Origin of the sequence: Helicobacter pylori (assembly GCF_011140715.1) — a bacterium.
GTDB classification, from domain to species: domain Bacteria; phylum Campylobacterota; class Campylobacteria; order Campylobacterales; family Helicobacteraceae; genus Helicobacter; species Helicobacter pylori_DA.
The window spans coordinates 63738-78135 of the sequence record NZ_SFZZ01000051.1 but is presented as its reverse complement, the minus strand read 5'-3'; the positions used below and the strand labels follow the sequence as shown (position 1 = coordinate 78135).

The 14398-nt window shown below is 39.0% G+C and carries 8 protein-coding genes; 3 read left to right on the top strand and 5 right to left on the bottom strand.

Features of this window, described 5'->3' with window-relative positions:
- Together EWZ81_RS04960 and EWZ81_RS04955 are read right to left on the bottom strand one after the other, a co-directional pair.
- The coding region (locus tag EWZ81_RS04960; protein WP_165549214.1) for a restriction endonuclease subunit S at positions 1 to 1178 on the bottom strand (1178 nt) is incomplete at its 3' end.
- An 8-nt stretch (positions 1179 to 1186) separates the two neighbouring features.
- Complete coding sequence (locus EWZ81_RS04955) at positions 1187 to 3640, bottom strand: type I restriction-modification system subunit M (RefSeq protein ID WP_165549213.1); 2454 nt, start codon at positions 3638 to 3640, stop codon at positions 1187 to 1189.
- 69 nt (positions 3641 to 3709) lie between these two features.
- On the opposite strand from EWZ81_RS04955, the gene EWZ81_RS04950 reads away from it, so the two are divergent.
- Positions 3710 to 6685, top strand: a complete 2976-nt coding sequence (locus EWZ81_RS04950; RefSeq protein ID WP_165549212.1) for a type I restriction endonuclease subunit R — start codon at positions 3710 to 3712, stop codon at positions 6683 to 6685.
- Positions 6685 to 7392: a YgjP family zinc-dependent metalloprotease gene (locus EWZ81_RS04945; protein WP_165549211.1), complete on the top strand. Its 708-nt coding sequence runs from the start codon at positions 6685 to 6687 to the stop codon at positions 7390 to 7392. The genes EWZ81_RS04950 and EWZ81_RS04945 overlap by 1 nt, the downstream gene beginning before the upstream one ends.
- Positions 7393 to 7484: 92 nt before the next feature.
- Here the strand turns inward: EWZ81_RS04945 and EWZ81_RS04940 are convergent, their stop codons facing one another.
- From EWZ81_RS04940 to EWZ81_RS04930, 3 genes are all read right to left on the bottom strand, one after another.
- Positions 7485 to 10010: a TonB-dependent receptor family protein gene (locus EWZ81_RS04940; protein WP_165549210.1), complete on the bottom strand. Its 2526-nt coding sequence runs from the start codon at positions 10008 to 10010 to the stop codon at positions 7485 to 7487.
- A gap of 534 nt (positions 10011 to 10544) precedes the next feature.
- Positions 10545 to 11513, bottom strand: coding sequence for an arginase (rocF, locus tag EWZ81_RS04935; RefSeq protein ID WP_165549209.1), 969 nt, complete (start codon positions 11511 to 11513; stop codon positions 10545 to 10547).
- Between the two features lie 12 nt (positions 11514 to 11525).
- Entirely contained in the window at positions 11526 to 12953 is a 1428-nt protein-coding gene (locus EWZ81_RS04930; protein ID WP_079340958.1) for an amino acid permease, read from the bottom strand.
- A gap of 195 nt (positions 12954 to 13148) precedes the next feature.
- Between EWZ81_RS04930 and EWZ81_RS04925 the strand changes: the two genes are divergently transcribed.
- On the top strand, positions 13149 to 14291 hold the full coding sequence (locus EWZ81_RS04925; protein WP_165549208.1) for an alanine dehydrogenase: 1143 nt from the start codon (positions 13149 to 13151) through the stop codon (positions 14289 to 14291).
- Positions 14292 to 14398 lie beyond the last annotated feature (107 nt).

The following is a 14398-nucleotide window of genomic DNA, read 5'->3' as shown; positions in this document are numbered from 1 at the left end:
CGTTTTTTGTTTTTAAGGCTTTTGATCTCATTATCCAAAGCGCTTAAAATGTTAGCGATAGCGATTTGTTCGTTTAGAGGGGGTAAAAAAAGGCAAACATTATTAAAACCACTCTTTGATAAATTGTATCGTGTTGAACCTTGTGCTAAATTTTCAAAAGCTTTTCTACCTATTTCGCTATTAATTAAGTATGATAAAAACAAGCTATCAACTGCCTTGTCAAATATTCTAAAACCAAAACAAAAACTATTCAAAAAAACTTGATCTATATCATCTAAAAGCACGGCACACATGCCTACTTCTTTTGGAGTTTCTGAAGAAGTATTAAAAAATAAATCATATTTTTTAAAGGAATTTTGTTTTTCATTTGGGTATATTTTTACATTTTCTAGTATAGAAGTATCTATTATAACATTATTTAAAACATTCAAAAATGTAATATATTTAGCATTGCCATTGATAAAATCTTGCTTTGTTTTTCCTACTAATCCGCTTATAGTTATTCCTATATCCCCAAGCCTTACTCTTTGCCAAGCTTGATTGAAGCCTTTCAAGCGTTTTCTTTGGCTCAATAGTTCAAAGCTTAAAGCTTTTTTAACGCTCTCTTTTTTAAGAATGAGGGCGTCTAAAGAATAAAGATAACGATCCACATCGCTTAAAATATTAGCGATAGCGATTTGTTCGTTTAGAGGGGGTAGGGGGATTAGTAAATTTTTAATTACATTTTTTGTTATCGTTTTTGTTGCCGAACCATTAGCAAAAGTTTTTAAAACCCTTTCATAATTTGCTATTTGCTTAAAAATAAAAAAATTGTTATAGTTTGGTTTTATTCGTAATAAAAATAAATTCATGCCTAAAGAAACAGGTTGATTTAATTTAGGCATAAAATACGCTGTTCCAGCATTGGCAATTTTATTAACTAAAATATCTCCAGCAAAAACTTTTGATTTTGATAAAAACTCATAGGCTTTTTTATTAATATAGATTAAATCATTTTTAAAATCATTATTTTCAAAATTAGTAGTTCGTATCATAATAGCAAAATCTACATGTTTCAATAATGTTACATTATTTTTAAGTAGTTCGTAAGAGCCATTTGCATGATAGTCAGTTAGAAGTTCTAGTATATCCCCAAGCCTTACTCTTTGCCAATTTGAGGGCGTTGTGAATGCGTCCATGCGTTCTATCACCCCATTAACCCCAAATCTTTCAAATGCTCTAAAACTTTTGATTCGCTTTCTTTGACTTCTTTGTCTAGTTCTAACAAGCTGTTAGAGTAGTTTGAAATGATTTCATTAAGGGCGCTAGTAAAAGCGTTGATGCGTTTTAAAATTTTGTTTTCTAGGGCGTTTTTTAGGCTCTTAAGCCATTTGTCTTGGATGATGAGATCCTTAATTTCGTCTAGTTTTAAGTTTTTATACTGGTGGAACGCTTTTAATTCCAGCTCCTCATGGGCTTTATTTTTCATTTTTAGCGCCTTGTTTTTAGCTTCTAATAATTCTAAAGCGGTTTTTAGGATTTCTTTATCTTCTAAATCGGTGGCGTTTTTTAGCTCTTTTTTCAAAACGCTTTCATTGATTTTCAATTCATAAAAAAGCCCTTCTTCACTAGAATGCTCTTCTATAAATTCTTCAAAATCAGCCTCTTTTTCATTAAGGGCGTTTTCTAATTCTTCTAATTCCATAAGCTCTTTTTCAAAAAAGCGTTGTTTGATCAGGTTTTTAGGGATCAGATCGCTTTTATAGTAGGTTTTTTGAATGATAAAATCCGGCTCCTCCAAATAATTGGCCTTTTTGTTTTTGTCTTTTAGGGGGTTTAATTTCCTTAAATTTTTAGCGCTCAAAAAACCATTGAATGAAAGAAGGAACCAATCGTCTTGCAAGACTTCATTATAGTAATCTTTAAAGAGCTGATACACGCCGTATTTGTCTAAAATTTCACCCTTTTCAAATTCTTTTAAAACCTTTGAGCAAACGCTTTCTATTAGGATTTTTGGGTTAAAACCTGGTTCTAAATCATTAAAAGTTGTAAATAGTTCCAATCGGTCAAAAGCACTTAAAACAGAAGCGTGGAAGGTTTGGTATTCTGAGCTTTGAATGATTAATTCTTTGATGTTTTCGCATTCTGTTTTTAAAGCGTAATAACCCTCTTTATCGCTCTTTTTAAAAAGCGTGTTTTTAAGCTCTTTAAACACTTGAAAATAAGGGGCGTAGGCTTTTATTTCGTTTTTGGGCAAATAACTAGCTTTGTGGCTGTTGATTAAAGCGAACAAGTCTTTTTCTGATTCCTGCTTGGCGGCAATGTAGCGCGGGATATTCAAGTTATAGTCGTTTAGACTGATTTCTTCTAGGCTCACCATTTTGGAATAATAAGGGATTTCTTTGTAAGCGTTAAAAGTGTCTATCATTTTTTGGACATCTTGCTCCCTCAAGCGGTTTTTATTGCCGTCTTTTTTAAAATCCTTGCTCGCATCGATCATAAAAACGCCCTTTCTGGCGCGCGCGTTTTCTTTGTCTAAAACAATCACGCATGCAGGAATGGAAGTGCCATAAAAAAGATTAGGGGCTAGGCCTATCACGCCTTTAATATAGCCTTTTAATAAAAGATTTTTTCTGATTGCACTCTCAGCGTTCCCCCTAAATAGCACCCCATGAGGTAAAATCACTGCCCCTTTGCCTGTGTTTTTTAAGGATTTGATGATGTGGAGCAAAAAAGCAAAATCGCCATTTTTTTCAGGGGGCGTGCCGTCTTCAAAACGATTGAAACTATCGTTAATGACTTGCTTGCTTTTGGGGTCTATGCTTAGCCCATCAGTCCAGTTTTTCAGGCTAAAGGGAGGGTTAGCCACGCAATAGTCAAAGGTTTTTAGCATGCCATTTTCAGTAGTAAAAAGGGGGTTAGAAAGGGTGCTAGAACCCCCTTTAGCAATATCAGCAGTAGCGCTATTGTGTAAGATCATATTCATTTTACAAAGGGCTGTTGTGGAAATGTCTTTTTCTTGACCATAGATAGTTAACCCTTTTTCACCGGCCAAACTAGAAGCTTTTAATAATAACGAACCGCTCCCGCAAGTGGGATCATAGATGCTTTTATCCTGTCTGGTGTTTTCATCAATGCCAAGCAAAAGGGATAACAAAAGCGAAACTTCGCTAGGGGTGTAAAACTGCCCTTTGGATTTACCGGATTCGCTGGCGAAATGGCGCATTAAATATTCGTATGCATCGCCTAGTAAATCATCGTCTAAAGCCCCATGCGCGCCCAAACTTAAATCCGCAAAGATTTTAACCAAATTAGAAAGGGTGTCGATCATCGCTTTACCCTCGCCTAGCTTGGTGTTATCGTTAAAATCTACGCTGTCAATCACGCCTTTTAAATCGTTTCGCTCTGCGATCTTGGCGATGATTTTATTGAGCTTGTCGCCTATTTCTTTATCGCCCTCTAAAGCGAGAATGTCTTCATAAAAGCACCCTTGTGGCACTTCTATTTCGCTAAAGTTATTGTTTCTGGCTTTATCGCTGATGTATTTTAAAAAAAGCAGGTTCAAAACATAGTTTTTATACTCGCTCGCATCCATTCCGCCCCTTAAGCTGTCCGCTCCAGCCCATAAAGAGCTATACAATTCGCTTTTTTTGATCGCCATTTTAACCGCCCTATTTTGTTTTTAGGATTATAATATAAAGCGGTAAAAAGCGTTCTTAAGGGGTTTATGATGAAAACAGAAAGAGAAGTTCAAAAACAAGTCATAGAAACTTTTAAAAGCATGGGCTATGCGTATTTAGGGGATTTAACAAAGAGCGATAATGAAAACATTAATAAAGAAAGCCTGAAAGCATGGCTAATTAAAAATCAAAAAATTGAGCCTGAAAGGTGGCATAAAATTGAGCAGAAAATCCATAACGCTTTAAAAAACGATTTATACGAAGCGAATCAAACATTTTACAACCTTTTAATTTATGGCGTGAAAACTAAAACAAGCCAGAATGAAAACTTCCAAACGACTTATCTCATTGATTGGAAAGATATTTCTAAGAATGAATTTAGCGTGGCTGAAGAAGTGAGCGTTAAAGGGCCAAACACGAAACGGCCGGACATCGTGCTTTACATTAATGGGATCGCTTTAGGGGTGTTGGAATTAAAAAAATCTAGCGTGAGCGTGGAGAGCGGTATCCGGCAAAATTTAGACAACCAGAAGAAAGAGTTTATTAGAGATTTTTTTAAAACGATCCAATTGGTTATGGCGGGCAATGAAAGTCAAGGGCTAAAATATGGCGTCATAGAAACTAAAGAAAAATACTACCTTTCTTGGAAAGAAGAGGGCGTTTTAAAAAATTTGTTTGAGACGATTGAATGCTTTCTAAAAAAAGAAAGGTTTTTAGAATTTATCCATGATTTTTTGATTTTTGATAAGGGGCAAAAGAAATGCGCCAGGTTCCACCAGTATTTTGCAATTAAAAAAACGCAAGAATTTATCAAAAGAAAAGAAGGGGGGATTATCTGGCACACGCAAGGCAGCGGTAAGAGCCTTACCATGGTGTGGCTTACTCAATGGCTAAGAATAAATACCACACAAGCGAGAGTTTTAATCGTTACGGACAGGAGGGAATTAGACGCTCAAATTCAAGGCGTGTTTAGTGGGATAGGCGAGGATCTTTATCGCGCAGACAGCAAGAAGGATTTATTGAGCGTGCTGTTTGAAAATAAGAAGTTTTTGGTTGGAGCGCTTGTGCATAAGTTTGATGATAACGACTTAGAAGATTTAAAAAAACAACCTGTTTTAAAGGAATGGGTTGTTTTAGTGGATGAATGCCACAGAACCCAAGGCGGTAAATTGCATAAAGCCATGAAAAGCCTGCTCCCTAATGCGATTTTTATCGCCTTTAGCGGCACGCCTTTATTGAAACAAGATAAAAAGACAAGCCAGGAAGTGTTTGGGAATTATATCCATTGCTATAAATTTAATGAAGCCGTTAGCGATAGGGTGGTGTTAGATTTAAATTATGAAGCCAGAAGCGTGAATCAATATGTCAGTAGCCCTGAAAAGCTGGACGAATATTTTGAATTGAAAACCCAAAACTTGAATGAGGCGGCTAAAACAGAGCTTAAAAAGAAATGGGTTAATTTGCAAAAGGTTTTTTCCACTAAAGACAGATTAGCTCGTATTGTGCAAGATATTGTATTGGATATGGCAAAACTCCCACGATTAAGGAGTGAAAAGGGGAATGCCATGCTAGTGGCTGAAAGCGTGTATAACGCATGCCGGTATTTTGAACTCTTTTTAGAAACAGAATTAAAGGATAAGGTGGCTGTGATCACAAGCTATGAACCCGGTATCGCTGATTTGAAAGATTGCGGGAGCGATGAGAGCGAAGAGAGTTACAAATACCGCACTTATTGTAAAATGTTGCAAAACTTTTTTGATGAAAAAGATGAGAAAAAAGCCCTTAACAAAATTAAAGAGTTTGAAGAAAAAGTTAAAGAGCGTTTTATTAATGAGCCTAATAGAATGAAGCTATTGATCGTGGTGGATAAGCTATTGACCGGTTTTGATGCGCCAAGCCTCACTTATTTATATATTGATAAGAAAATGCAAGATCATGGGCTTTTTCAAGCGGTGTGCAGGGTGAATAGATTGGATAGCGAAGATAAGGATTTTGGCTGTATCATAGACTATAAGGATTTGTTTGATAGCCTACAAGAAGCGCACAGCGATTACACCAATAAAGCGTTTGAAAACTATGAAAGAGAAGACATTCAAGGGCTTATCTCTGACAAATCCCAAAAGATTAAGAAAAAATTAGAAGAAACTAGAGATCAGTTGAAATCGCTTTGTGAAAGCGTGAAAGAGCCAAAAGATGAAATGGATTATATCGCTTATTTTTGCGGGAGCGATTTAGAAAAAAACGCTCAAAAAAGGCGGTTGTTTTACCAGCTTGTTGGCGCGTTTTTAAGAATGTTTGTGGAATTGAACAACTTAGAAAAGCCCATTCATTCTAAAGAAGAAACGCAACAAATCAAACAAGAAGCGGAATTTTACAGGCATTTACAAAAGGTGATTGGCTTATATAGTGGGGATAGCGTGGATTTAAAAAGCTATAATGAAGACATGCGCCGGATCTTAGACGCTTACATTAAAGCCACGGATAGCGAGACGCTAATTAAAATAGAAGATCAAGGGCTGTGCGAAGTTTTAGCCCAAATGAATGTTAATGATTTTAATAAGGCGTTATCTCAAGTATTTAAAAATGAAAGCTCTATGGCAGAAAGCATCGCTAATAATACCAGAAAACGCATTATAGAAAAAGAAGCGAGCGATCCTAAATATTACGAAAAATTATCTTCGCTTTTAAACGATTTGATTCTCCAATTTAGAGAAAAGAAATTAACCTATTTAGAATACTTGCAACAAATCCACGACTTAGCTAAAAAAGTTATTGATAAAGAAGATAGAAATTACCCTAAAAAGATCAACACTAGTGCTTTAAAAACCCTCTATGATAATTTAGATGAAAATGAAGCCTTATCCCTAGAAATAGACGCATGCATTAGGGGCAATAAAAAAGATGGTTGGGTGGGGCATAATCAAAAAGAAAAAAACCTTAAAATCGCTTTAAGAAAAATCATAAACGATGAGGTTTTGTTAGAAAATATTTTTAATTTAGCCAAACACATAAAGGAGTATCACTAATGAACGCTTATTGTTTGACTTTAAATAATACCAACATCGCTATAGAAAAAAAGGATATTAAGCATTTGCACGTTAGCGTTTGCCCGCCTGATGGCTCTGTGCATGTGTCTTGCCCCTTAGCTCTAAACGATGAGAGCCTTAGGCTTTCTTTGATTAAAAGGCTCCCTTGGATAAAAGAACAGCAACAAAATTTTTTAAACCAAAACAGACAGAGCCAAAGGGAAATGCTAGAGAGAGAAAGCCATTATCTTTTTGGGAAACGCTATTTGTTAAAGATTGAACACACTATAAAAAAACACTTCGTCCTCCAAAGCCCTAAATATTTAATCTTGCATGTCCATCAAAAAACAAGCTTAGAAAACCGCTTGAAAGTGTTAGAAAACTATTACAGACAAGTTTTAAGAGAAAAAATACAAACCTACATCAACCAATACGAAAAGATTTTAAACGAAAGCATACAAAGCTTTAAGATCCAAAAAATGAAACGGATATGGGGGAGTTGTAATATTGTTAAACGCACCCTACTTTTTAATTTGGAATTGGCTAAAGCGCCTAGTGAAGGCATTGAATATGTGGTTGTGCATGAATTATTGCATTTAAAAGCGCGCCATCATAACGAATATTTTAGGGATTTGCTGAGTTTGTATTTGCCTGATTGGCAAAGGGCTAAGGCCAGCCTCAAAGAAACTTATTTGGAGTGCTCTTAAATGAATGCTCCACAATATTAGTGGAATTAGTGAAACCGCTAAGCGGCTAGTAACTCATCATAGTGCAATAACGCCCCTCCTTTTTAAAGCCTTTAGAAAGTGTAGTTCAAATACGCTGTAACTGATCTTCCAGGTGCGGGTTGTAAGCCTGCAGGGCTAGAGCCAATCCCTGTAAAATAATACTTCATGTTGAAGATGTTATTGATTTGCAAGCTTCCTGTAACTCTGTGTCTCCCGTTTTCCCAGAAAATTTGGCTCACTTGGATATTCCACACCCAATACCAAGGCAAGAGCCCTTCATGCTGGGTCATACACCAAGCTTCGCATTGATAACCGCTATTAAGAACGCTTTCATAGTTGTTCCCCCCACTATAATATTGCATCCCATAATAGCCTCCTGCTGCGCTGTTGCTAATCCCGCTATAAGCGCGGCTGTAAAAATAGCTAGAAATACCAATGGTGGTTTTACGCCAATTGTAGCGAGCGTCAAAAATGAACTGGAAAGGGCTTACAAATGGGAAATGCTTGTTATAGCTAGTCCCTTTTAGCACATCCCCATTCAAGTCTGTTAAAGGGTCATGGCTGGTTACACGAGTGTCAATGTAGTTGAAAGCGGCATGGAATTGCAACCCTCTAATAGGCCTGTAATACAATTCCAGCTCCACGCCTTGAGAATAGCCATTAATGGGGCGCACATTACCTTTCATGGGGCCGCTTGTATAGACTGAATACTGCCCGGTGGCAAAATCGCGCGCCCAAATCCTAAAGTAGTCCGCATTGAAGCTGAATTTATCTTTATAGGTGTAGCGCGCTCCTGCTTCCACAGTGTCAAAGTGTTGGGTAAAATACTCCGCTCCTCCATAGCTCAAAACGTCTAATTGAGGCGGGACGAAAGAGCGTTGGTAGTTGAAGTAGGTAAGCACATTGTGATCGCCTTGCACAGGGATAAAGCCAATGTTGGTTGAGGGCATCCAATTGTTCATGTGCTTGATTTTTCTTAAATCCTTCTCAGGGATTTGCGCCCAATTAGCCGCATTTTCGTTGTTGTATTGCACAAAAGCGTAGCGCAAACCAGGCACGATGAAAAAGCGCCCGTCCCAAGCTTCAATGCGATCGCTCAAATAGACTGCTGTGTAATTGTTACGCCAGTTATTCCAGTTTCTATAAACGCCATGCTTGATGTGGGGTTTCCAACCGCTCATCACACTAGCGCCCTCACACAAGAAGCCTGCCCCCTCACCGCTCGTTTTGGTGGCGCATTCATTGGTGTTTAAGTATTGGCGCTGTAAAAAAGTGGTGGTCATGAAACGCAAGCCCATGATAAAGGTTTGCTTGACTTTCCCGGTATTGACGATCAGATTCACTTTAGGCTCAAAAGCGTTGTTAATGGAGCGCACAGGGTTTTCTACTTCTGCCCAACCATTGTAGTTGGTGGCATAATAAGGCACAGCCAAGTTATACCCTGCCGGAAGTCCTGCCGCCCTGCATGCCGCTTCGCTAAAACAAGTAACCGTGTTAGCGCTATTGTAGCTAGAGCTTACCTGAAAGTCCCTAGTCATCAACTGCCCATAGTAAGTGAAGCTAAAAGTCCCGCCCACTCTGTCTAAATCCCCGAAGCGGTTTTCATACACAGCCCCAAAGCGTTGTGAGCGCCCGCCTTTTTGGTTTAAGGGGCGCAAATTAGCGAAGCGGTTTATTTTGTAATCTTGCTCGCTGAGTGATCCCGGTTGAGCGATAGCAAAATCGTAGTATTGGTAATAGGCTTTAATCCCATTGCTTTCATTGATGTCATAGATCCCATCTAGCCAATAGTTTGAAATACTAGAGGGGCTATTGTCCCTAAAGCCTTGACCTCTAACCCAGTTAGCTTGCGCTTGGATACCCACATGCTTATTGATCATCCCTCCGCTCCTCACATAAGTGTTATAGAGGAGGTTGTTGCCTAAAGACTTGATAAAAGAAGGATCACCGGTTTTATCAGGGGGAGCGGCAAACCCGGCGTTTCTAGCCTTAGCCCAATAAGTGATCCTTTCAGCCGCTTGGTTTTCCCATTGAGTAGGGATAGGTTTAGTGATGATATTGACAATACCCCCATAAGTGTTAGGCCCATATTGCACGCTGCCTCCACCCTTGATCACGTCAATGCGATCAATGGCTTGGAAGGTAACAGGGAAAATGTCTAGCTCAATGTGGGCGTAGGGGGCCATATAAACAGGAATACCATTAACTAACATCAGCGTCGCATCGCTATGCCCTGAACCTCCAGCTCCAAAGCCACGGATTTGGATAGTGGGCATAGCCCCTACACCTGTCGCATTCCTAATTTGCAGACCGGGGACATTCTGTAAAGCTTCTTCAATGCTTTGGTTAGCTTGTTGGGTGAGCGCTTTGTTAGAGATCACCGTGCGGCTTCCTGTGTATTTTTTCACTTCTTCATCTTGCCAACTCTTAGGCGCGGTAATCCCGCTATAACCCAAATTGACCTGCCCAGAATAGTCAGATCTATCCTTTTTACCGGCAGTAGAAACCTTGCCCAAAGTGTAATCTTTTTCCTTAGCGAACAAAGACTCTTGGCAAATCAAACTGGCAGTTAAAGCCAACAGAACTTTTTTATGCAACGCAAACTCCTTAATGTTTTAAGAGATTAAAATGGTAAATTATTTAAGTTTTTTGAGTATAGTTGTACAAAAGCAAATAGCAGTCGTAGGTAATAAAAACAAAAAAACTTAATAACATGCAGAATTTTGTCATAAAATTCTTAAAATTTTATTATTCCCATGAAAATCTTTTTTTTTTTTTTTTTGATTTCGCTTGGTTTTAGTAGAAAATACCCATTTTTGACACACAGATAGCTTGCATGCGTTCTCAAAACGCACAAGACATTTTTTGACGCTCAAAGCGGTTTAACTTTTCAAAATACTGCCTCTTATAGAACAAAATCCATAAACTGATAATCTGGGCATAAGCTTTAAGTGATCTCAAAAGCGCTAACGCCCTAGATTATTATTTTTTTGTGTTTGTGTATATACCATTTTTAGTCTTAAAATCCTTTGTCAAAAGGATTTTTGCGCTGATTTTTTCTTGGTGTCTCCTGTTTTTAGATCTCATTTTTCAAATTTTTCAACTTTTTTATCGTTTGGTTTGAAAAGCGATCAGTAACTCCTTGCAAAAGATCGCTTCTCATCTTTAATTTTACAGCGATTGATGATGAGATCCAAGATTTCTAAAACCTGCTTTTCTTCTTCGTTATTGTGTTTGACGCTCACCGTGGGGTTGTATTCGGTTACCTCAACCGCCCCTAATCGGTCTTTAAAACTTTCTAAAAGCAAGCCCAGTAATTGCTTTAATTCATCAAAACTCAGCCCGTTATTTTCACGCACGCCAGTAGAAGTGAAAAGCTTGCCATCCATAATGTCTAAATCCAGACTCAGGTAAATAATATCCACCGCTTTCAATGATTCTTTGGTTTTTTGAACCACTCCTTGCATGTTTTCTCTTATTGCGCCCACGCTAAATAAAGGGATTTCTAATTCCTTAATCACATCCCTTTCGCTCTGTTCGGTGCTTCTTACCCCAAAATACACCAAACATTTAGGATCAATTTCTAACCCTCCCTTTTCTAACCCCAAAGAGCAAAGCTTTTGCCATGCCTTTTCTTCGCTCTCATTCATATGATTAACCCCGCTATGGACACGATTTAAAACCATGCCTAAAGGCATGCCGTGAATGTGCTTTGTATTGCTGTCATAAGCCGTGTGAATATCCGCATGCGCGTCTAAATACAAAATCCCTATTTTTTTGTCCTTATGAACGCTCCTAAAGGCTTGGAAAATCCCAAACATGTTCGCATGCTCTGAGCTTAAAATCAAAGGGAATTCTTTTTTCTCAAACACTTCTTTCATGCAAGGGATCAGATTTTCTTTACAAAAAAGGTAGTAATCTTCAAAATTCTTAGCGTATCTAAACTCTTTATAAAGCACGCACCGCTCTTGAGTGATCGTTTGCATGCCTTTAATCACATCGCCATGCGTGGCGCTTAAAACCTCTCTCAAACGCCTAACCCCTTTATCGGTGCCTCTTTTTGACGCCCCTAACTCCGCTTCTAATCCTACTAAAATCATTTTATAACTCCTTCAAATTCCTTTTTCTTGCTGATAGCCCCATTTGTCCTTACTCAAATAATACGCCCCATAGCAAAGCCCCATAAACACTAGCGTGAGATACCCTCCAATGCGTTCATTTGCATCCATATACGCCCCTATAAGCCCCACCAAGCACCCGCTGATGCCAATGATTTGGATTAAGGGATTAAGGGGGGCTTTATAAGGCAGATCTTTTAAGGATTTCCCCAAAGCCAGATACTCTTTCCTGAAGCGGTATTGCGCTACGCTGATACTGATCCATACAATAATCACCATAAAACTCACCACATTGATCAAGCTTGCCATGATTTTTTCTGGCGCAAACGCTTCGGTGAGCATGCCAATAAGTGTAACCCCTAAAGATAAATACAAAGCATAAGTGGGCGTGCCAGAGGCGTTAAGTTTAGCAAAAAGAGGGAAAAACATCTTTTTTTGACTTAAGCCATAAATCATCCTCCCTGAAGCGTATAACCCAGAATTAGCGGTGGATAAAATCGCAGTGACAATGACAAAATTCATAATATCCGCTGCATAAGGGATACCCACGCCCAAAAAGGGTAAGGGGATTTTTTCTAAAGCGCTCACAAAAGGGCTTTGCGTCAAACCGCTATCCGTCATGGGTAAAAACACCGATACCACAAACACCGCCCCTAAAAAGAAAAACACGATCCGCCATAAAGTCGCCTTAATCGCTTTAGGCATGACTTTTTTCGCGTCTTTAGTTTCTCCTGCTGCAACGCCGATAATCTCTGTGCCTGTGTAAGCAAAAATCACCGCTAAAATCGCCCCAAAGAACGCCCCCACTCCTTTAGGGAAAAAGCCTTTTTCTAGCCCTTGAGTCTCCCCATTAAAATAGAAATTAGCAAACACGCCTTCAAATCCATGCAAATAAAACGAATAAACAATACCAATGCACCCAAGCACAATAAACACAAAGACCGCTAAAACCTTAATGGTGCTGAGCAAAAATTCGCCTGTGGCAAAAATCTTAACCGAAAAGAAATTCAATAGAAATAAAAGCGCAATGCATGCGATGACCCACACATACACAGGAACAGTCGGGAACCATCGTTGCATAAGCAAGCCTATGGCGATGTATTCCACTGCCACGGTTAAAACCCAGCTCAGCCAATACATCCAAAAGACCATATACCCGGTGCTTGGGTTAATGAAACGGCTCGCATAATCCCCAAAACTCCCTGTAGTGGGATACACGCTCGCTAATTCCCCCAAAGATAAAACAATAGAATAGACAATAATCCCTCCAATCAAATACGCTAAAAGCGTGGCTAAAGGGCCCGCGCTAGCGATATTCCCCCCTGTGCCTACAAAAAGCCCAGTGCCAATCGTCCCCCCTAAAGCGATCATCATCAATTGGTTGAAGCCAATGTCCCTGCTTAAGGTTGTGTTGTCTTTCATAAACGCATCCTTTAATCGTTAAGTGAATTCTATTTTAAATCCCAACCAACGATTACAAAATAATAAGAAAATGAATAACAAACAAACTTCATTGTGTAAAAGAGTAAGACTATTCAAATTTTTGACAGAAAAACACTCCAATAGTCTTATTGAGCGAATATAATCATAACTGACACTACTATTTAAAGGATTAACATGACTATTGGGCTAGTTAAAGAAAGCATGGATTTAGAATCACGAGTGGCTTTGGTGCCTGATGATGTGGCGCTAATCACTCAAAAGGGCGTGGAAGTTTTGGTAGAAAATAATGCCGGCGCTAATAGCGGTTATAGTAACGAAGCGTATGAAAGCGTGGGGGCTAAAATCGTGGATTCTAAAACAGCGTGGGGGCAGGATTTGGTGGTCAAATGCAAAGAACCTTTAGAGCATGAATACCCTTTGTTGAAAGAAAAAGCGGCTCTGTTTAGTTATTTGGATTTAGCGTATCAAAAAAGCTTGTGCGAAATGTTTATAGATAAAAAAATCACTTCTATTTGCACTGAAACCATTGCCGGGCCTAAAAACGACTACCCTATTTTAGCGCCTATGAGCGTGGTGGCTGGGAGGTTGGCCGCGCATTTAATCCAACATTATTTGCTGGCTTTAGAGCATGTTAAGGGCTTTATGGGTAAGGGGGTCATGCTAGGGGGTTTATCGGGTGCGCAAAGGGCTAAAATTGTCGTAGTTGGGGGCGGTGTGGTTGGTATGGAGAGTGCGAAAGTCTTAAGCCAAATGGGGGCTAAAGTAACGATTTTAGAATTAGACTACGCTAAATTGCAAAACCACCCCTATTATCATTTGTATGATTTAGAAGTTTTAAGCGTGAATGAAGCTAATATCATTCAAGCCTTAAACGGAGCGGTGGGGCTAGTGGGAGCGGTGCTGGTTACAGCGAGCCAAACCCCTAAAGTGATCTTAAGAAAGCATTTAAAATGCATGCAAAAACAAGGGGTAGTGATAGACGTGGCTTGCGATTTAGGGGGGTGCATAGAGACCATACACCAGACAAGCCATTCTAACCCGGTGTATGTGGAAGAGGATTTGTTGCATTATGGCGTGCCGAACATGCCAGGGATTGTCGCTAAAACGAGCTCTACGGCTTATAGCCATGCGAGCGTGCCGTATTTGTTGTATTATTTAGAGCATGGCTTGAAGGGTTTTTTAACGGCCAACACTAAAATCGTGGCGAACACGCTTGGAGGCTTGAGTGCTTATAACGGCTACATCACCCAAGAAGGTATCGCTAAAGCGTTCAATCTGGCGTTCAAATCGCCTTTAGAGGTTTTAAAGGAGCTTTGAAAATAAGCTTTAAAAAAGAGCATGGCGATAAACCATGCGTCTTAATGTGTGGAAATATTTCAAAAAAAAAAAAAACACTTTTTAATGTTATAATCTATCCTAAACAA